This is a genomic window from Pseudomonas sp. TJI-51 (assembly GCF_000190455.2).
Lineage (GTDB): Bacteria > Pseudomonadota > Gammaproteobacteria > Pseudomonadales > Pseudomonadaceae > Aquipseudomonas > Aquipseudomonas juntendi.
In genome coordinates this window covers 1-19266 of record NZ_AEWE02000025.1, presented here as the reverse complement: position 1 = coordinate 19266, position 19266 = coordinate 1, and the positions used below count along the sequence as shown (strand labels likewise).

Here is a 19266-nt window from a genome sequence, read left to right as displayed (position 1 = left end):
TCAGTTAAGTAATTGGGGGCCGCTTTGCGGCCCTTCGCGGGCACGCCCGCTCCCACAGGGATCGCGCATTTATTGAGTGCAGCGCCAAACATGTGGGAGCGGGCGCGCCCGCGAAGGGCTGCAAAGCAGCCCCAATAACGCTTAAAGGACAGGCATCACCCTTCGGGGCGTTTTTTTGCCTGCGGGTTGGTCAGCCTGGGCCGCGAGGAGGCGGCACAGGCCAACGATCAACCACGGGCCTGGGCGATGATCTCGATGTACTCCTGCGCATTGCGCTGGTCGGCGATCTGCTCGACGAAGGTTTTGCCGTGTTCGTCCTTGCCATCCAGGTCCAGGCCGGCTTCGACGAAGAACCCGACAAAACGCTGGAAGTCGTCCACACGCAGGCCGCGGTAAGCTTTCACCAGTTTGTGCAGCGAGGGTGAGGTGACGCCATCGGCCGGCTCGAACTGAAGGAACGACTTGATGTAGTCGTCGCTGATTTCGTCACCGATTACCTGTTTCTTGTCTTTACGCATTGCCGGCTCCATCTGGACCATCACGGAATTTCGAAGGCCGGCAGTTTACCCCCCGCAGGCCGCGCGCCTCAACGCGTACGTACGGTGCCCGTGTGCAGGTCGGCCCAGATGTGGCCATTGCCATAGGTGAGGAACTGCACATACAGCGTTTCGTTGCGCAGCAGGTCCATGATCACCCGGTAGTCGCTGAGGGGGTAATTCAGGTTCAAGGTGCGGGTCTTGTCGTCGTACACCGGTTTCTTGAGGCTCTTGGCGGCCTCACCGTCGAATGTCAGCAGCACCTGGGCAATGGTCGCCCCCTTGCTCAGCGGCTTGCCCTTCAGGCGCACTTGCAGCGACGAGGTGATCGGGATCGGCTGCTGGTCGGACTGCCGCTGGGCACCGACTACCACCGAGTAGTCGGTCACTTGCAGCAACTGCTGGCTGGTGGGTGCTTCCTGACGCAGGGCCAGGTCGTCCGGGGGCAGGAACTGGCTGTGCAGCGGTGCAGCGGCCAGCGGCAGGCTGATGGCCACCAGAAGGGGGAGAAACGCACGCATGTGAGGCTCCTTGTATGAAGCCGCACTCTAACACGTGGCCGTTTTTACAGGCCCTTGACGGCGAAGATGCCGTTGGCGTTGCGCCAGTAGCCTTTGTAGTCCATGCCATAGCCGAAGATGTAGCGGTCAATGCAGGGCAGGCCCACGTAGTTGGCCTTGAGGTCCGGGCTGGCTTTGCGGTCGTGGTCCTTGTCGATCAGCACGGCGGTGTACACCGAGCGCGCGCCGGCGTGCTTGCAGAACTCGATGATGGCACTGAGGGTATGGCCTTCATCGAGGATGTCGTCGACGATCAGCACGTCGCGGTCGATGAACGACACCTCGGGCTTGGCCTTCCAGAACAGCTCGCCGCCACTGGTCTGGTTGCGGTAGCGCGTGGCGTGCAGGTAGGAAGCTTCCAGCGGGAACTGCAGGTGGGTCAGCAGTTTGCCGGAGAAGATCAGGCCACCGTTCATCACGCAGAACACCACAGGGTTCTTGTCGTGCAGGTCCTTGCAGATCTGCTCGCCCACCTTGGCGATGGCCGCTTCGACCTCAGCTTCGGTGTACAGGCAGTCAGCTTCACGCATGACTTGACGGATATGCTCGAGATCGGCGGACATGGCGCGCTCCGGGGGATTTTGGAAAAGCGGGCAAAGGTACGCATCCGCTCGTCACAGATCAAGCGTTTATGGACTAACGTGCAGAATGACCAGACGACAGCGCAGGCTGAATAGATTAATCTAGCGCGGTTTTTTTGCCCGCCTTTCGGAGCCCCCCCTATGCCCACTCGTGAGATCCGCCACCCGCTGATCCGCCACAAGCTCGGCCTGATGCGCCGTGCCGATATCAGCACCAAGAATTTTCGCGAACTCGCCCAGGAAGTCGGCGCTCTTCTGACTTATGAAGCCACCCAGGACCTGCCGCTCGAAACCTACGAGATCGACGGCTGGTGTGGCAAGGTCGCGGTAGAGAAAATCGCCGGCAAGAAGATCACCGTAGTGCCCATTCTGCGTGCCGGCATCGGCATGCTCGACGGCGTACTCAGCCTGATCCCGGGTGCCAAGGTGAGCGCGGTCGGTGTTGCCCGCAACGAAGAGACCCTCGAAGCCCACACCTACCTGGAAAAGCTCGCCCCGGACATCAACCAGCGCCTGGCATTGATCATCGACCCCATGCTGGCAACCGGCGGCTCGATGGTTGCCACCATCGACCTGTTGAAGAAGGCTGGCTGCAAAGAGATTCGCGCCATGGTCCTGGTCGCGGCACCAGAAGGCATCGACGTGGTGGAAAAAGCTCACCCCGATGTACAGATCTACACCGCCTCGATCGACCAGCGCCTGAACGAGCACGGCTATATCGTGCCGGGCCTCGGCGATGCCGGTGACAAGATCTTCGGCACCAAGCAAAAGGACGCCTGAACATGCAGGACGGCTTCAACGACCCGCTCTGGCGCCAGGTCGTTTCGGGCGCGCAGATGCTCTTCGTGGCATTCGGTGCGCTGGTACTGATGCCACTGATCACCGGCCTGGACCCGAACGTGGCGCTGTTCACCGCGGGTATCGGTACCTTGCTGTTCCAGTTGGTCACCGGCCGTCAGGTCCCGGTGTTCCTGGCTTCCAGCTTCGCCTTCATCACCCCGATCATTCTCGCCAAAGGCCAGTTCGGCCTGGCCGAGACCATGGGCGGCGTGATGGCCGCAGGTTTCGTGTATACCTTCATGGGCCTGATGGTGAAAATCAAAGGCACCGGTTTCATCGACCGCATGCTGCCGCCCGTGGTGATCGGGCCGGTGATCATCTCCATCGGCCTGGCCATGGCGCCGATTGCTGCCAACATGGCGATGGGCAAGGCTGGCGACGGCAGCGTGCTGCTGCCGTACAAGACAGCCATGCTGATCTCCATGCCGGCGCTGCTGACCACACTGATCGTCGCTGTGTTCGGCAAAGGCATCTTCCGCCTGGTGCCGATCATCGCTGGCGTGCTGGTGGGTTTTGCCCTGTCATTTGCCTTTGGCGTGGTCGACACGGCCAGAATTGCCGCTGCCCCCTGGCTGGAAATGCCCAACTTCACGGCGCCAGCGTTCAACTGGCAGGCCATTCTGTTCATCGTTCCGGTAGCCCTGGCACCTGCGATCGAGCACATTGGCGGGGTTATCGCGGTTGGCAGCGTAACCGGCCGTGACTACCTGAAGAAGCCCGGCCTGCACCGCACCCTGCTGGGTGACGGCCTGGCCACCACCGCCGCCGGCCTGTTCGGCGGCCCGCCCAACACCACCTACGCCGAAGTGACCGGTGCGGTGATGCTGACCAAGAACTACAACCCGAAGATCATGACCTGGGCGGCGGTATTCGCCATTACCCTGGCGTTCATCGGCAAGTTCGGCGCGCTGCTGCAGAGTATTCCGGTGCCGGTGATGGGCGGCATCCTGTGCCTGCTGTTCGGCTCGATCGCCGCGGTAGGCTTGAACACCATGATCCGCCACAAGGTCGACCTGGCCGAAGCGCGCAACCTGGTGATCGTGTCGGTGACCCTGGTGTTCGGTATTGGCGGGGTACTGATCGGCAGCGGTGATGGCCCGGATGACTGGGGCCTGAAGGGGATTGCACTGTGTGCCATCGTGGCGATTGCCCTGAACCTGATCTTGCCTGGCAATGACGGCTGGAAGCACAAGAAGCTCGAGGATCAGCAGCCTTGAGCCACCCTTGACCTGAGCGCCCACAGGGCAGCAAAACACCCTGTGGGAGCGGGTTCACCCGCGAAAAGGCCGGTTCACTCAGGCCTTTTCACACATGTCCGCCAACACCCTCACCCACTGCGGGTGGTCGTTCAAGCACGGCACCAGCACCAGCTCCCGCCCGCCGGCCTCGACAAACTGCTCACTGCCGCGCATGCCGATTTCTTCCAGCGTTTCGATGCAGTCGGCCACGAATGCCGGGCACATCACCAGCAACTTCTTGACCCCCGCCTTGGCCAGCTCGTCCAGGCGTGTTTCGGTGTACGGTTCGATCCACTTGTCACGCCCCAGCCGCGACTGGAAACTCACCGACCACTTGCCGTCGGGTATACCCAACTGCGCCGCAAACGCTTTGGCGGTCGCCAGGCACTGACCCCGGTAACACACCGCGCGCACCTCGGCGCTGGCATCTTTGCAGCAGTCGGCTGCACGCAGATCATGCTTGCCGCGCGTGCCGCGCGGGTACAGCTTTTTCAGGTGCCGCTCCGGCAGCCCATGAAAACTCAGCAACAGGTGGTCGTAATCCTGTGCCAGGTAAGGTTCGGCGCTGGCCGCCAGTGCCTGGATATACGCGGGGTGCTCGTAGAACGGCTGCAGCACCCGCATTTGCAACGGCAACTGGCGCTCTTGGATGGTCTGTTTCGCCAACTCCACGACCGTGGTCACCGTACTGTCCGCGAACTGTGGATACAACGGCGCCAGGGTAACCCTGCGCACGCCCTGCGCTGCCAGACGCGCCAACACATCCTCCAGCGCCGGCTGGCCGTAACGCATGGCTATTTCAACCGGCCCATGCGGCCAGTGCTCGACCATGGCGGCCTGCAGGCGGCGGGTCAGCACCACCAGCGGCGAGCCCTCCTCCCACCAAATGGACGCATAGGCATGGGCCGACTGCTCCGGTCGTTTGATCAGGATCAACGACACCAGCAGCCGCCGCAGTGGCCAAGGCAGGTCCACCACGTACGGGTCCATCAGAAACTGGTTGAGGTAGCGGCGTACATCGGCCACCGAAGTGGAGGCCGGGGAACCCAGGTTGACCAGCAGCAGGGCGTGATCAGTCATGCAGCGTCCTATGTCAGAGGCGGCTGGACAGGTCGTCCAGGGCCGATTGCAGATCATTGAAGCGGAAGGCGAAGCCCGCCTCCAGCAAACGTACCGGGCGCGCACGCTGGCCGCCCAACAGCAAGGTCGACAGCTCGCCCAAGCCGGCCTTGAGCAGCAGTGCCGGCACCGGCAATAGCGCCGGCCGATGCAGCGCACGGCCCAGCCGCCTGGCGAACTCGCGGTTGCGCACGGGCGTTGGAGCGCAGGCATTATAAGGACCGCTGGCGTCCTTATGCTGCAAGAGAAAATCAATCAGGGCGACCTGGTCGTCTATATGGATCCACGGCATCCACTGCCGGCCGTTGCCCAACGGCCCACCCAGCCCCAGCTTGAAGGGGATGCGCAAGCGCGACAAAAAGCCGCCATCGCTGGCCAGCACCAGCCCGGTACGCACCAGCACCACACGGATGCCCTGGGCCTGCGAGCGCTGGGCTGTTTCTTCCCAGGCTATACACAACTGGCTGGCGAAATCTTCCCGCACCGGGGGCGAGGCTTCGGTCAGTTCGCGCTCACCGCCGTCTCCGTACCAGCCCACCGCTGAACCGGATAGCAACACCTCAGGGCGCTGTTCGCGGGTACCCAGCCAAGCCAGCAGTTGCTCGGTCAGGACAATGCGGCTAGCCCACAACAGGTTGCGCCGGGCGGCCGTCCAGGGCCGGTCGGCAATCGGCGCCCCCGCCAGGTTGACCACTGCATCGAGCTGATCGTCTGCTTCCAGTTGCTCAAGCCGGGCGATGCCCCGCACCCCGGCGCCGCAGATCTTCGCCACTTCCTGTGGCCGCCGGCTCCACACTGTCAGCCGGTGACCCTGGCTGAGCCAGTACTGGCACAGGTGCTTGCCAATCAACCCGGTACCGCCTGTCAGCAATATATGCATGCCTGTGTCCTCGCAGATTGCAGCGTTGGTCTATTTTTAACATCAAGGCACTTTTTTGACCCGACGCTCTCGGATAAACATAGGCCAACCTGTCCGGCAAAGCGGAATTACCTTATACAATATTTTTGCTTTGTACAGGTTTTCCTGACAGCGTAGTCTGCTCATAGCAAGGTTTGAAGAGGCCATCATGACAGTACCTATTGCCATCATTGGTGCCGGTATCGCCGGCTTGTCTGCCGCCCAGGCTTTGCAGAAGGCCGGGCAGTCGGTGCACTTGTTCGATAAAGGCAAGGGCAGCGGCGGGCGCATGGCCAGCAAGCGCAGCGAGGCCGGCGCCCTCGACCTTGGCGCGCAGTATTTCACTGCCCGCGACCGACGCTTTGTCGAGCAGGTCCAGCAATGGGTGGCCGCAGGCTGGGCAGAACAGTGGAAACCCCAGCTGTACAACTACCGCGACGGCACCCTCAGCCCCTCCCCCGACGAGCAGACACGCTGGGTAGGCGTGCCGCGCATGAGCGCGATCACCCGCGGCCTGCTCAAGGACGTGACGGTGAATTTCGACTGCCGCATTGCCGAGGTGTTTCGCGGCAAGCAGTACTGGCACCTGCAGGATACCGACGGCTGCAGCCACGGCCCCTTCAGCCGCGTGGTAATTGCCGTGCCGGCGCCCCAGGCGACACCGCTGCTGGCCGCCACGCCCAAGTTGGCCGCCGTGGCGGCCGGCGTGCAGATGGAACCCACCTGGGCCGTGGCCCTGGCATTCCAGGCCCCGCTGGATACACCGATGCAAGGCTGCTTCGTGCAGGACAGCGCCCTCGATTGGCTGGCACGCAACCGCAGCAAGCCTGGCCGCGACGAGCAGCCCGATACCTGGATATTGCACGCAACGGCAGACTGGAGCCGGCAGCATATCGACCTGCCCAGAGAGGCAGTGATCGAGCATCTGTACGGCGAATTCGCCGAACTGATCGGCTGCGTGGTGCCCGCGCCCGCTTTCTCCCTGGCCCACCGCTGGCTGTATGCCCGCCCGAGCAGCAACCATGAGTGGGGCGCCCTGGCCGATGCCGACCAGGGCTTGTATGCGTGCGGCGACTGGTGCTTGTCGGGGCGTGTAGAAGGCGCCTGGCTTAGCGGCCAGGAAGCAGCACGGCGACTGCTCGAACATTTGGACTGATTTCACCTTATACAAAAAAACTGGTTTGCATAACTTCCGCACTGTGCTGGAATAAACCTGTACAAGTTTTTACAAACGTACAGGTTTTCGGAGGCAGTCATGCAAAACCCGCCCACCCACAGCAAGCCGCGTATTGCCATCAGCGCCTGCCTCACCGGGCACAGCGTGCGCTATAACGGCGGCCACAAGGCCTCCGACCTGTGTCGCAAGCAACTGGAAGAACATTTCGAATGGCTGCCTGTTTGCCCAGAGGTAGCCATCGGGCTAGGCGTGCCTCGCGATCCGATCCGCCTGGTTGGCGACCCGAACAACCCTGAAGTGGTCGGCACCCGCAACCCGGGCATGGACCTGACCGGGCCGCTACGCAGCTACGGCGAGCAGATGGCCGCTGAGCTGGGTGACATCTGCGGCTACATTTTCATGCAGAAATCGCCGTCCTGCGGCTTGGAACGGGTCAAGGTCTATCAGCCAAACGGCCACCCTGCGGTGCAGAGTGGTCGCGGCGCCTTTGCCCAGGCCTTCTGCGCGCTACGCCCCGACCTGCCGGTGGAAGAGGAAGGCCGGCTGCATGACCCGGTGCTGCGCGAGAACTTCATAAGCCGTGTCTATGCCTATGCCGACTGGCAACGCCTGCTGGCCGAGGGCCTCAGCCGGGGTGCCTTGGTAAGCTTCCATTCGCGCTACAAGTACCTGTTGATGGCCAACAACCCTCAGGCCTACCGCACCCTCGGGCGCCTGCTCGGCAGCATGAGCAAGGACGATGACCCGCAACAGGTGGGCCAGCGGTATTTCAGCCAGCTGATGCAGGCGCTGCGCCGCTGTGCCAGCCGTGGCACCCACTGCAATGTGCTGCAGCACCTCAGCGGCTATTTCAAGGACACCCTCACCCAGCAGGACAAAGCCGAGCTGCAGACGATCATCGGCCAGTACCAGCAGGGCGTCGTGCCGCTGGTGGTGCCACTGACGCTGCTCAAACACCACTTGCGCAAGCACCCGGACCCGTACCTGCTTCAACAAGCCTACCTGCAACCCCACCCTGAAAGCCTGGGTTTACGCAATGCGGTCTGAGGTGCTGTTACCAATAGGCGAGTTGGCCCGCCGCACCGGGGTGAACCCGGTCACGCTGCGCGCCTGGGAGCGCCGTTATGGCCTGCTGAAACCACAACGCACAGCGAAGGGGCACCGTCTGTACCCACAAAGCCAGGTGGAACGGGTAGAAACGATCCTGGCCTGGTTGCAGCGGGGTGCCTCTGTTGGCCAAGTGCGCGAGTTGCTCGACAAACCAACCAGCAGCGCGCCCAAAGGCGACTGGCAAGCCCGTCAGTACGAGCTGGTCGAAGCCATCGCCGGCCTGTCGCAACGTAACCTGGACCAGCAACTTAACCAGGCCATGGCGTTGTATCCGGCTCTGACCCTGTGCGAACAATTGCTGCTGCCCTTGCTCGACCTGCTCGACCTGCGCTGGGGCAGCTACTTCAACGCGCGGCTGGAGCAGGTGTTCTTCTACGGCTGGCTACGCAGCAAGCTGGGCGCCCGCGTCTACCACGACAACCAGTTGCTGCACGGCCCCGCCGTGCTTCTGGCCGAAGACAGCGAGCGCGCCTTCAGCCCAGGGCTGTGGCTGTGCGCCTGGTTGTTCACCAGCAATGGCATCCCCGTTGAGGTGCTCGAGCAGCCTGTCAGCGCGGCGCAACTGCAAAGCGCAGTCAGCATCTTCCAACCCCGGGCCGTGCTACTGCACCTGGGCCCGCGCATGGACGACAAAGCCTTGCTGCGTGCCCTGCAAGGGGTGCCGGGGCCGAAGTTGCTTGGTGGCAGCATGGTTGCACTGCATGAAACCCGCCTCAAAGACAGCGAACTGCCTGACCTTTTCCTGTTCGATACCCCGCAAGCGGCCTTGCGCCTGCTTCAAGCCCATGACCGCCAGCCTGTAGAGATCAATGCCCCATGCACCTGACCTGGCTGCGTAGTGACCTGCGCATCGATGACAATACCGCACTGAGCGCTGCGACCGAACGCGGGCCGACCGTCGCCTTGTGGCTGGTCAGCCCCGGGCAATGGCGTGCGCACGACGACGCCGACTGCAAAGTCGATTTCTGGCTACGCAACCTGCGCGACCTGCGCCAGGCGCTGGAAAAGCTGAACATCCCGCTGCTGATCCGCAAGATCGACACCTGGGACCAGGCGCCTCAGGCCGTACTCGATGTTTGCCAACAACACCAGGTGCAAAGCGTGCACTGGAACGAGGAATACGGCATCAACGAGCAGCGCCGGGACGCTGCTACGCGCAAGCTGCTGGAAAAAGCGTCTGTCCAGGCGCACAGCTATCTCGACCAACTGCTGTTTCGCCCAGGCACCATCCTGACCCGCAGTGGCGATTACTTTCAGGTATTCAGCCAGTTCAAGAAAACCTGCCTTGAACACCTGCACCGCAGCCTGCCTGCGCTGGCCCGGCGGGTAAAGCGCCAGGCTGCGCTGAAGATCCACAGTGACCCGATCCCGCAAGATATCGACGGCTTCGAAAAAACCCCGCGCGCCTTGCGTGAACACTGGCCGGCGGGCGAGGCCCATGCACAGCAGCGCCTGTCGCAGTTTCTGGACGAAACCATCGACGATTACCTTAAAACCCGGGATCTGCCGGCAATGCCGGGGACCAGCCAGCTTTCGCCTTATTTGGCCGCCGGGGTAATTTCCCCGCGCCAGTGCTTGCATGGGGCCCTTGCCGCCAACAAGGGCGAGTTCGACAGCGGTAGCACGGGTGTGCAGACCTGGGTCAACGAACTGCTGTGGCGCGAATTCTACAAGCATATCCTTACCGGCTACCCACAGGTCTCGCGGCACCGCGCCTTCCGCAGCCATACCGAAGCCCTGCCCTGGCGCGATGCGCCGGGCGATCTCGAGGCTTGGGAGCAGGGCCGCACCGGCTTCCCCATCATCGACGCGGCCATGCGCCAGCTGCTGCACACGGGCTGGATGCACAACCGGCTGCGCATGATCGTCGCCATGTTCCTCAGCAAAAACCTGTTGATCGACTGGCGCAAGGGCGAGCGTCACTTCATGCGCCACCTCATCGATGGTGACCTGGCCGCCAACAATGGCGGCTGGCAGTGGAGCGCCTCTACCGGCACCGATTCGGTGCCCTATTTCCGCATTTTCAACCCGGTCTCACAATCGCAGCGGTTCGACCCTGAGGGGCGTTTCATTCGTCACTGGCTGCCGGAGCTTCGCGATATCGATGAAAAAACAATTCATGGTCCGATGAAATCTACGGATCTTTTCGCTGGTAATTCGTATCACAATCCAATAGTGGATCTGGGCAGTAGTCGCCAACGTGCATTGGAGGCCTTCAAAGGCCTGCCGCGGCGGTAACATCAGGGGGCAGAACGTCTTGAATAACTCACGCAGTTTTTGGGTTACAGGCGCAAGCAATGGACTTGGCTTGGCGTTGTTGCAAGGGCTGCTCGACCAAGGCCACCGGGTGGCCGCGAGTGGCAAGGATGCGCCTGCGTTCGAAGCGCTGGGCGAACGCTATGGCCAGCAATTCCTGCAAGTGCCCTGGCAGTTGCACGATGCACAGCAAGCCGCTGACGCTTGTCAGTTGATCGCCCGTCACTGGCACTCACTGGACGGCGTGATCATCAATGCCGGCACCAGCGATTACCTGCCGGGCGATGTGGCTGACAGCGAATTGATCGAGGCCATCGTCACCAGCAACCAGCTGGCGGGCAAGCACTGCCTGACAGCGGTGACGCCCTTGCTGGCAAAGGGTGATTCACCCCAGGTGATGGCTATTTTCAACCGTTATTCGGCCCTGCAGTTGTACGCGCCAAGCCAGGTAACCGCCGGTTGGAACCACCTGCCGCAGTGGGTACGTGAGCAACGTGATGCGCTCAAGGCGTTGGGGATATCGCTGACCGTGGTAGGACCGCAGTCGCTGAAAACGCCAGTGACGCCTGCGCAAGCCTTTCCGGAGCAGTGGACGCCGCAAAGCGCCGCGCAGGAGTTGTTGCGGCGCTGGCCCGCGGCTGAGCCCGAGTTGGTACTGGAGACGCTTGACCTCAGTGGGCTATGGCCGCTGCCGCCAAGGTGACGGCAGGCTCCCCGCCAAGCGCGAACCTGGGTCGCGCTTGGCGGTTGATGGTTGACCCGATCGGGTCAGAGCGCCATGCGGTAATGCAAGCTGTAGCTTTCAACCCCGTCATTGGGTTCTTTGATGCCGGCGTTCGAGTAGTGAATCGCACGCACACCAATTTCATGCCCACCGGCGAAGCGCAGGCCGAAGCCGATGCGGTCTTCGAACTGGAACGACGAACCCAGTTCGTTGCTTTCCAGCTCGGTGCTGGAGAAAGCTGCCACGCCAATGCCCGCCTCGATGTAGGGCTTGACCGAATGGCCGGCAAACTCGTACACGAATACGGGTGCGAACGACAGGCTGTGGTTGCTAGCCGTGTCGTCGCCGTCCCAATAGGTGTAGGCACCGTCCCAATAGCCGGTCACGCGGCCGACGCTGGTCTGCCACCAGCTGGCATCCCAGTTCGACTGCAGCCCCAGCCGGTAGACCATCGTCGAGTCACCGGTCTGCCCTACCGAAACCGATACATCAGCAGCCTGCGCCAACACTGCCTGCCCCATGGTGAAAACGGCAGCCGCCGCCAAGCCCAGCAGTTTCTTCATGAGAAACATCCTTCATCCTAGTGCTGTTTTAATGATCGCCTCATCTCAGGCAAGGCATAGAAAGCGGCAGTGGTACGATAGTTCAGCTTTTCTTCACGTTTTTTTCACATGACAAAGCTTTGCACATCGTCAGACTTATGCCACAGCACAGGCAGGATTTTTTTCAGGGATGAGGGGTCGGCGCTGGTCCAGAAGCGGGTAGCCTGCGCCGGTCCGGCGGCCAGCAGGCCATTGTTGCCTAGCAGCCGCTGCAACTGGCGGGCGACGGCGGCACCGGTATCGATGATGGCCACATCTGGCGGCACCATGCCGGCCAGCAGCGGCCGCAGGAAGGGGTAATGGGTACAGCCCAGGATCAAGGTGTCACAACCAGCGGCCAGCAGCGGCTCGACATAGCCCCACAGCATCTGGCGCAGCGTGGGGCTGCACAAGTCGCCGGTCTCGATCAGCTCGACCAACCCCGGGCAAGGCTGGGTGATCACCAGCACGTCGCTGGCGAAGCGGTCGAGCAAAGCCGCGAACTTGGCACTTTGCAACGTGCCGGTGGTGGCCAGCACGCCAACCACGCCTGAGCGTGTCGCAGCCGCGGCAGGCTTTACTGCAGGCTCCATCCCCACCAATGGCCAGTTCGGGTACAGCTCGCGCAGATCCGCTGCGGCCGCCACCGTGGCGGTGTTGCAGGCCAGCACCAGGGCCTTGGCGCCTTGCTCGCGGAAGAACCCGGCAATGCGCCGGCAGCGCTCACGGATGTAGTCCGGGGATTTTTCGCCATAAGGCACATGGCCGCAATCGGCCACGTACAGCAGTGTCTCGTTGGGCAACAGGCGCTGGATCTCGGCGAGCACCGACAAGCCACCAACACCTGAGTCCATCACGCCGACCGGCGCCGAGCGCTCAGCCATCGCGCTTGCCGCACACGGCACACGCCGGGTCGCGCTTGACCCGCAGTTCGCGAATACGGGTGCCGAGGGCGTCGATCAACAGCAGCCGGCCGACCAGCGGCTCGCCGAAGCCTGCCAGCAGCTTCATCGCTTCCAGCGCCTGCAGGCTGCCGACCAGGCCCACCAGTGGGCCGATCACCCCCGCCTCGCTACAGGTCAGCTCGGCTTCACTGCCATGCCCATACAGGCAGTGGTAGCAAGGGCTGTAGTCGCGACGCGGGTCAAACACCGACAGCTGCCCCTCCAAACGGATTGCCGCACCGCTGACCAAGGGTTTGCCGGCGGCGAAACAGGCGGCGTTGACCGCCTCGCGCGTGGAGAAATTATCGGAGCAGTCCAGTACCAGGTCGACGGCCGCTACCGCGGCTGCCAGGGTGTCGTCGTCCAGCGCCTGGCGGTGGGCAACCAGGGTGACTTCAGGGTTGACGGCCTGCAGGCGCTGCAGCGCCGAGTCGACCTTGCTCATGCCGACACTGTCGCTGTCGTGAAGCACCTGGCGCTGCAGGTTAGTCAGGTCGACGGTATCGAAGTCCGCCAGGTGCAGTTCGCCAACCCCCGCGGCTGCCAGGTACAGGGCGACCGGCGAACCCAGGCCACCCAGCCCGACAATCAATGCCTTGCTGTGCTTGAGGCGTAGCTGGCCGTCGATGTCGATCTGCGCCAGCAGCACCTGGCGGCTGTAGCGCAGCAGTTCCAGATCACTCAGCATGGCAGGCGCCCCAGGCTGATGCGTTCATGGCCACCCAGATCGGTCCGGCTGGCCACCTCGTTGAAGCCCTGTTCGACCAGCAAGGCCCGTACTGCCGCGGCCTGATCATAGCCATGCTCCAGCAGCAACCAGCCACCCGGCACCAGGTGCCCAGGGGCCTGGGTGACGATCACGCGCAGGTCGTCCAGGCCATCGGGGCCAGCCACCAACGCACTGCTGGGCTCGAAACGCACGTCGCCAGCCACCAGGTGTGGGTCTGCGGCGGCGATGTAGGGCGGGTTGCTGACGATCAGGTCGAAACGCTCACCGGCCAGGCTGTCGAACCAATGGCTGAGGCGCACCTGGGTATTGCTCAGGCTCAGGCGCTGCCGGTTGCGCTCGGCAAGCGCAGCGGCCTCTGCCACCCGGTCTACGGCCGTGACCTGCCAGGCGGGGCGCTCGCTGGCCAGAGCCAATGCGATGGCGCCCGTGCCAGTGCCCAGGTCGAGAACCCTGGCTGGGGCTGCGGGCTGCAGTTCGAGGGCGGTTTCGACCAGCAGCTCGGTATCCGGCCGTGGGATGAGCGTGTGCGGCGCGACTTCCAGGTCGATCTTCCAGAAACCTTGCTGGCCAAGGATATACGCCACCGGCTCACCGCCGCGGCGGCGCTGCAGGTACCCGGCGTAGGTCTGCGCGTCTTCGCTGCTGACGATCCGCTCGGGCCAGGTGTGCAGATAACTGCGCGACTTGCCGATGGCCGCTGCCAGCAGCAGTTCGGCATCCAGGCGTTCGGTAGGCGATTCTGGCAACTGTGCGTTGCGCAGCAGGCTGGCGATGATGGTCATCAGTCCCCCAGGGCAGCCAGTTGATCGGCCTGGTATTCGGCCAGCAGCGGCTCGATCACCGCGTCCACGCCACCACTGAGGATGTCGTCCAGCGAATACAAGGTCAGGTTGATACGGTGATCGGTCACCCGCCCCTGTGGGTAATTGTAGGTACGAATACGTTCCGAGCGGTCACCCGACCCGACCAGCAGTTTGCGCTCGCTGGCAATGGCGTTCTGGGCGGCGCTGGTCTGCATGTCGTTGAGTTTCGCCGACAGCCAGGACATGGCGCGGGCGCGGTTCTTGTGTTGCGAACGCTCTTCCTGGCACTCCACCACGATGCCGGTGGGCAAGTGGGTGATGCGGATCGCCGAGTCGGTCTTGTTGACGTGCTGGCCGCCGGCACCGGAGGCGCGGTAGGTGTCCACGCGCAGGTCAGCCGGGTTGATTTCGATGGCCGCTTGTTCGTCTGGCTCGGGCAGTACCGCCACGGTGCAGGCGGAAGTGTGCACGCGGCCCTGGGATTCGGTCTCCGGCACGCGCTGCACGCGGTGCGCGCCAGACTCGAACTTGAGCTTGCCGTAGACGTTTTCACCTTCGACACGGGCGATGATTTCTTTGTAGCCGCCGTGTTCGCCTTCGTTCTCGGACAGAATCTCCAGGCGCCAGCCACGCTTTTCGGCGTAACGCGAATACATGCGGAACAGGTCACCCGAGAAGATCGCGGCCTCGTCGCCACCGGTGCCGGCGCGGATCTCGAGGAACACGTTGCGGCCATCATTCGGGTCCTTGGGCAGCAGCATGCGCTGCAGCTGCGCCTCCAGGGTCAGCAACTGCTCCTTGGCTTCACGCACTTCTTCCACGGCCATTTCGCGCATGTCCGGGTCACTGTCCTTGAGCAGCGCCTGGGCACCTTCGAGGTCGTCCTGGACTTTGCGCCACTCTTTATAGGCAGCATAGACCGGCTCGACCTCGGCGTACTCGCGGGAATACGCGCGAAAGCGCGTCTGGTCGGAAATGACCTCGGCATCGCCGAGCAAGGCGGTGAGTTCTTCGAAGCGGTCCTGGAGAATTTCCAGTTTGTTCAGCAGTGACGCTTTCATTGCGGGGTTTTGTCCGTCGAGCCCTCGTTGAGGGCAAAGAGTTCCTGGGCCATGGCCAGCGCATCGACGCGCCCCTCGGCCGAGAGCTTTTTCAACTGCACGCTGGGCGCATGCAGGAGTTTGTTGGTCAGGCCCCGGGCCAATTGGGCCAGTACGTCCTCGGGGTTGCCGCCGTTGGCCAGCAGGCGCTGGGCCTTTTGCAGTTCTTCGTCGCGCAGGCGCTCGCTTTGCTGGCGATAGGCCTTGAGCACATCCACGGCAGCCAGTTCACGCAGGCGCAGCATGAAGTCTTCGGCGCCGACTGTCACCAGTTCTTCGGCAGCCTGAGCCGCGCCTTGGCGGCTCTTGAGGTTCTCCGCCACGACATCGTGCAGGTCATCGACGGTGTAGAGGTAGACGTCATCGAGCTCACCGACCTCGGTTTCGATATCGCGGGGCACGGCGATGTCGACCATGAAGATCGGTTTGTGCCGGCGCTGCTTCAGCGCACTTTCGACCGCGCCTTTGCCAAGGATCGGCAACTGGCTGGCAGTGGAGCTGATGACGATGTCGCTGTTGGCCAGCTCCTGGGGGATGTCGGCCAGCAGAACGGCATGCGCACCGAACTGTTCGGCCAGGATGCTGGCGCGTTCCAGGGTACGGTTGGCCACCACGATGCGGCGCACGCCCTGCTCATGCAGGTGGCGGGCGACCAGGGTGATGGTTTCGCCGGCGCCGATCAGCAGGGCCTGGCTACGCCCCAGGTCGGCGAAGATCTGCTTGGCCAGGCTGACGGCGGCAAAGGCCACCGACACCGGGTTCTCGCCAATGGCGGTGTCGGTACGCACCTGTTTGGCAGCACTGAAGGTGGCCTGGAACAGGCGCCCGAGCAACGGCCCGACGGTACCGGCTTCGCGGGCCACGGCGTAGGCAGACTTCATCTGGCCGAGGATCTGGGGCTCGCCGAGCACCAGCGAGTCGAGGCCCGAGGCCACGCGCATCATGTGTTTCACGGCGTCGTGCTCTTCGTGCACGTAGGCACTGGCGCGCAGTTCGTCGAGGCTGAGGCGGTGGTAATCGGCCAGCCATTTGAGTACGGCGTCGGCGGACAGGTGGTCCTGCTCTATATAGAGTTCACTGCGGTTGCACGTCGACAGAATCGCCGCTTCGCGGCTGGACGTCAGTCGGCAGAGCTGCTGCAGGGCGTCTACCAGCTGCTCTGGGGTAAACGCCACGCGCTCGCGTACGTCTACCGAGGCAGTCTTATGGTTGATACCGAGTGCAAGAAAGGCCATGCGAAGTCGCTGGTTGTGACAGGAAGCCGATAATTGTCCTCTTTCGCAGGTTTCAGGACAACCACCGTTCGCTATTGCGCTGATAGCGCGGCGGCTATCGCCGGCTGCACGCCCGCACCAGCTGTGATTCCAGCCCCGGATCCTGATTTTGATCTGGCTCGGATTTTAGCTTTAGCAAGATGTGGGCATTCACACCGAGTAGGTATTCGTTCGCGATGGTGGCGCTGAGTCACCTTTGCGCCCTTCCGGCGGGTTACTTTGGTCGTGGCCAAAGCAACCAAAGCCGTCCGCTCCCATCATCCGGCCCCTACGCTGCGCTCCGGGGTCCCTTCGCTACGGGCATGCTCCCGGGAGTACGCGCTGCAGGCCCCGTCCCTGGGGCCTCAGCGCTTGACGGGCATCCATGCCCGTCACCTCCCTCCGCATGCCCTTCGCTCGGCCTCCTGAAGTCGCAATCTGCGGCGCGTGTGCTACCGCGTGCTTAGAAGCAAAACCGAAGCCCGCTACGCCACTGAAGCAGCGGCACATAACAGACGCCTTGACCTGACCGAATCGAAACCCGACGTGACAATGTAACGAGGGGATATTTCCTACAAAAGCTTATGTGAATTACTTTTTTCGACATATCTGTATCGATTTTTTCCATCGACTTGTAGTCCATTTCTGAATTGCAGATCCAGCTATTGCTTCACCCAATTTCAATGCCTAGCCTTTCCCATCACTGATCTGGATTTGGTTCCTCACCAGAAAATTAAAACCTGACAATGATTACCAAAGAGAGGTAAGCATGGCTTTTGACGCTTATATAAAAATCGATGATATCCCAGGCGAGGCCTTGGACGAAAAATACAACAAATGGATCGAAGTCACAGGTTACCAATTCGGTGTAAGCCAAAGCACTTCAGCCACCGCAAGCTCTGCCGGTGGCGCCACATCAGGCCGCACGGCCGTCAGCCATTTCACCTTCACCAAGTTTCTCGACAGTGCCAGTTGCAAATTGATGGAAGCCAGCTGCGCAGGCCAACATCTCAAGGCAGTTAAACTCGCACTCTGCCGCGCGGGCGGCGACAAGCTCAAATATTACGAAATCATTCTCGAAGAAGTGATCATTGCCGACTACACCCAAAGCGCCGCCGATGGAGTACCGATAGAGGTGGTGCAGCTCGATTACGGGAGAATCAAAACCACCTATACCCAGCAAAAACGCATTGACGGCTCCGGCGGCGGCAACATCGCTGGCGGGTGGGACCGGATCGGAAACAAGAAGTACGCCTGAGGGGGTCGCCATGTCTGAAGCCCGTGCGTTCATCAACCCCAGGATGCAGAACTACCACACCCTCAAGGCCGGCCTTGCGCTGACTGGGCATTCGGCCAGCAAGTTCGACATCCTGAATTCGCACATTTGCAACAGCGTGGTCAGAAGCGGCGAACTGGTGATCGTCGGTGACTGGTCAACGCCTTCCTGTACCAGTCAGGAGGCGTATTTGATGTCGAAGGCTACCGTGACCCATATGGGGTTGATGCATAGCGGCCAGGGTGCCGATGAGTTTTTCGTAGACAATTTCGAGCTGTTGAAGAGTCTGCTCGCCCATGCGTCCATGGGCACGGGCGTGGTAAGCGATAGTTGGAGCAAGTATCTCAAAGCGATTCAAGACACCTTGCTGGAAATCGAGACGCTGCATAGAGAGCACATGAGCTCAGGGTCCCTCAAAGCCCGCGAGCAGTTTTACGCCAAGCGGGCGGGGCTTTTCACGAAGCTGGATGAGCAGTTGCGCAGGTTGGCGGCGTTCGGCTCAGGCTTGCGCAACAATGGCTCCATCAAAAGAATGCTAGCCATTTCCACGAAAAGCTATTTGCATACGGGTGAGATTGCAGGGTATGCGGATAAGGTTGCCGGTGTGAGCAAGGCTGCTAACCTGATAAAAAAAGGAACTTATTTAGGCATTGCACTGGAAGTTTCGAGTACAGGTCTATCAATCAATAAAGCCTGCACGGAAGGGAGAGAGGAAGAGTGCAGAAGAGCTAAAATTGTGGAGAGTAGTTCATTGGCAGGTGGCGTAGGTGGAGGCGTAGTTGGCGCATATGCAGGCAACATAGTTGGCGTAGCAGCTTGCGGCGTGGTTCTCGGAACCGTATCGGGCGGGCCTGGAGCTATCGCTTGCGGTGTAGCGGGCGGAGCCTTTGGGGGGATGCTAGGCGGGAAGTTCGGAAGCGATGGTGGAGAATTCATGGGAGATTTATTCTACGAACGGGTGATAAAGTGACCACAGCTCATGAAATTTTGGGAGCGGTGTTCGCCCTCCTTATCACCGCGATCTTCATATCCATGTCGATAACGCTATATTTGTCCCATCGCCTGACTGAACACATTGAATCGCTGCTACCCAACTGCAAGCTGATCAGTGAGAACAGAAAAACATACGCTGAACTTGGCTTTATCGGAAAAGTTTTTCGATTCGGGACAATATCTTTAATGTTAGTCTCCCCAAAAGTCTATGCACGTAAAGGCCTGATAGACATTAATGAAGTAAACCAACTACCGGCCCGCATAAAAAAATTACTTAGCAGACTCGTCATTATGTGCTTAGCACTTTTTCTCACACTGCTATTATTTAGGGCATGCCTATATGCTGCTGATCACTACCAAACCCTTTGAAAACCAGTATTGAAGCTCGAACAAACGCTCCCGTTGTTATTGCTAATAACAGCGCCAATAGCATATGCGTGAACCTATATTGGCATAATGCTTAACATAGCAGTAACCGGTCTATAAATTCGCCATGCTTGAAGCGAGCCGCATATGTAAACTTTGCATCATTAGGGAATCTCCGAAC

At 61.4% G+C, this 19266-nt stretch carries 20 protein-coding genes; 9 read left to right on the top strand and 11 right to left on the bottom strand.

Annotated features, from left to right (window positions below; all coding sequences use genetic code 11):
* Positions 1 to 227 precede the first annotated feature (227 nt).
* The 3 genes from G1E_RS06220 to G1E_RS06210 all read right to left on the bottom strand — a co-directional run bounded on the left by G1E_RS06220 (position 228) and on the right by G1E_RS06210 (position 1659).
* The gene (locus tag G1E_RS06220; RefSeq protein ID WP_009682950.1) at positions 228 to 518 is read right to left on the bottom strand and encodes a PA4642 family protein; all 291 of its coding nucleotides are present in this window, start codon (positions 516 to 518) and stop codon (positions 228 to 230) included.
* Positions 519 to 586: 68 nt separating this feature from the next.
* On the bottom strand, positions 587 to 1057 hold the full coding sequence (locus G1E_RS06215) for a hypothetical protein (RefSeq protein ID WP_009682951.1): 471 nt from the start codon (positions 1055 to 1057) through the stop codon (positions 587 to 589).
* A gap of 44 nt (positions 1058 to 1101) precedes the next feature.
* Positions 1102 to 1659, bottom strand: a complete 558-nt coding sequence (locus tag G1E_RS06210; RefSeq protein ID WP_009682952.1) for a hypoxanthine-guanine phosphoribosyltransferase — start codon at positions 1657 to 1659, stop codon at positions 1102 to 1104.
* 159 nt (positions 1660 to 1818) lie between these two features.
* Between G1E_RS06210 and upp the strand changes: the two genes are divergently transcribed.
* Both upp and G1E_RS06200 read left to right on the top strand, forming a co-directional pair.
* The gene (gene upp / locus G1E_RS06205; RefSeq protein WP_009682953.1) at positions 1819 to 2457 is read left to right on the top strand and encodes a uracil phosphoribosyltransferase; all 639 of its coding nucleotides are present in this window, start codon (positions 1819 to 1821) and stop codon (positions 2455 to 2457) included.
* A gap of 2 nt (positions 2458 to 2459) precedes the next feature.
* On the top strand, positions 2460 to 3734 hold the full coding sequence (locus tag G1E_RS06200; RefSeq protein ID WP_009682954.1) for a uracil-xanthine permease family protein: 1275 nt from the start codon (positions 2460 to 2462) through the stop codon (positions 3732 to 3734).
* Positions 3735 to 3812: 78 nt separating this feature from the next.
* Here G1E_RS06200 and hemH read toward each other — a convergent pair whose 3' ends face one another.
* Both hemH and G1E_RS06190 read right to left on the bottom strand, forming a co-directional pair.
* Positions 3813 to 4835 carry a ferrochelatase gene (gene hemH / locus G1E_RS06195; protein ID WP_009682955.1) on the bottom strand — a complete coding sequence of 341 codons (1023 nt, stop codon included), beginning with the start codon at positions 4833 to 4835 and terminating at the stop codon, positions 3813 to 3815.
* Positions 4836 to 4848: 13 nt separating this feature from the next.
* Positions 4849 to 5754, bottom strand: coding sequence for a TIGR01777 family oxidoreductase (locus tag G1E_RS06190; RefSeq protein ID WP_009682956.1), 906 nt, complete (start codon positions 5752 to 5754; stop codon positions 4849 to 4851).
* Between the two features lie 187 nt (positions 5755 to 5941).
* On the opposite strand from G1E_RS06190, the gene G1E_RS06185 reads away from it, so the two are divergent.
* The 5 genes from G1E_RS06185 (at position 5942) to G1E_RS06165 (ending at position 11018) form a co-directional block, all read left to right on the top strand.
* Positions 5942 to 6928 carry an NAD(P)/FAD-dependent oxidoreductase gene (locus tag G1E_RS06185; protein ID WP_009682957.1) on the top strand — a complete coding sequence of 329 codons (987 nt, stop codon included), beginning with the start codon at positions 5942 to 5944 and terminating at the stop codon, positions 6926 to 6928.
* A 99-nt stretch (positions 6929 to 7027) separates the two neighbouring features.
* Positions 7028 to 7996: a DUF523 and DUF1722 domain-containing protein gene (locus G1E_RS06180; protein WP_009682958.1), complete on the top strand. Its 969-nt coding sequence runs from the start codon at positions 7028 to 7030 to the stop codon at positions 7994 to 7996.
* Positions 7986 to 8885, top strand: coding sequence for a MerR family transcriptional regulator (locus G1E_RS06175; protein WP_009682959.1), 900 nt, complete (start codon positions 7986 to 7988; stop codon positions 8883 to 8885). The genes G1E_RS06180 and G1E_RS06175 overlap by 11 nt, the downstream gene beginning before the upstream one ends.
* Positions 8876 to 10297, top strand: coding sequence for a deoxyribodipyrimidine photo-lyase (gene phrB / locus G1E_RS06170; RefSeq protein WP_009682960.1), 1422 nt, complete (start codon positions 8876 to 8878; stop codon positions 10295 to 10297). Before G1E_RS06175 ends, phrB begins: the two co-directional genes overlap by 10 nt.
* Before the next feature lie 19 nt (positions 10298 to 10316).
* On the top strand, positions 10317 to 11018 hold the full coding sequence (locus G1E_RS06165; RefSeq protein WP_033690439.1) for an SDR family NAD(P)-dependent oxidoreductase: 702 nt from the start codon (positions 10317 to 10319) through the stop codon (positions 11016 to 11018).
* A 65-nt stretch (positions 11019 to 11083) separates the two neighbouring features.
* Here the strand turns inward: G1E_RS06165 and G1E_RS06160 are convergent, their stop codons facing one another.
* The 6 genes from G1E_RS06160 to hemA form a co-directional block, all read right to left on the bottom strand.
* The gene (locus G1E_RS06160; RefSeq protein WP_009682962.1) at positions 11084 to 11602 is read right to left on the bottom strand and encodes an acyloxyacyl hydrolase; all 519 of its coding nucleotides are present in this window, start codon (positions 11600 to 11602) and stop codon (positions 11084 to 11086) included.
* Between the two features lie 104 nt (positions 11603 to 11706).
* Positions 11707 to 12504, bottom strand: coding sequence for a glutamate racemase (gene murI / locus G1E_RS06155; RefSeq protein ID WP_047149701.1), 798 nt, complete (start codon positions 12502 to 12504; stop codon positions 11707 to 11709).
* Positions 12497 to 13252 carry a molybdopterin-synthase adenylyltransferase MoeB gene (locus G1E_RS06150; protein ID WP_047149700.1) on the bottom strand — a complete coding sequence of 252 codons (756 nt, stop codon included), beginning with the start codon at positions 13250 to 13252 and terminating at the stop codon, positions 12497 to 12499. Before G1E_RS06150 ends, murI begins: the two co-directional genes overlap by 8 nt.
* Positions 13246 to 14076 (bottom strand): peptide chain release factor N(5)-glutamine methyltransferase, encoded by an 831-nt coding sequence (gene prmC, locus G1E_RS06145; RefSeq protein WP_009682966.1) that lies wholly within the window; start codon positions 14074 to 14076, stop codon positions 13246 to 13248. The genes G1E_RS06150 and prmC overlap by 7 nt, the downstream gene beginning before the upstream one ends.
* Positions 14076 to 15158: a peptide chain release factor 1 gene (gene prfA / locus G1E_RS06140; RefSeq protein WP_009682967.1), complete on the bottom strand. Its 1083-nt coding sequence runs from the start codon at positions 15156 to 15158 to the stop codon at positions 14076 to 14078. The genes prmC and prfA overlap by 1 nt, the downstream gene beginning before the upstream one ends.
* Positions 15155 to 16432, bottom strand: a complete 1278-nt coding sequence (gene hemA, locus G1E_RS06135; RefSeq protein ID WP_009682968.1) for a glutamyl-tRNA reductase — start codon at positions 16430 to 16432, stop codon at positions 15155 to 15157. The genes prfA and hemA overlap by 4 nt, the downstream gene beginning before the upstream one ends.
* A gap of 787 nt (positions 16433 to 17219) precedes the next feature.
* Between hemA and G1E_RS06130 the strand changes: the two genes are divergently transcribed.
* Positions 17220 to 17708 carry a type VI secretion system tube protein Hcp gene (locus G1E_RS06130; RefSeq protein ID WP_009682969.1) on the top strand — a complete coding sequence of 163 codons (489 nt, stop codon included), beginning with the start codon at positions 17220 to 17222 and terminating at the stop codon, positions 17706 to 17708.
* A gap of 10 nt (positions 17709 to 17718) precedes the next feature.
* Entirely contained in the window at positions 17719 to 18696 is a 978-nt protein-coding gene (locus G1E_RS06125; RefSeq protein ID WP_009682970.1) for a hypothetical protein, read from the top strand.
* Positions 18697 to 19266 lie beyond the last annotated feature (570 nt).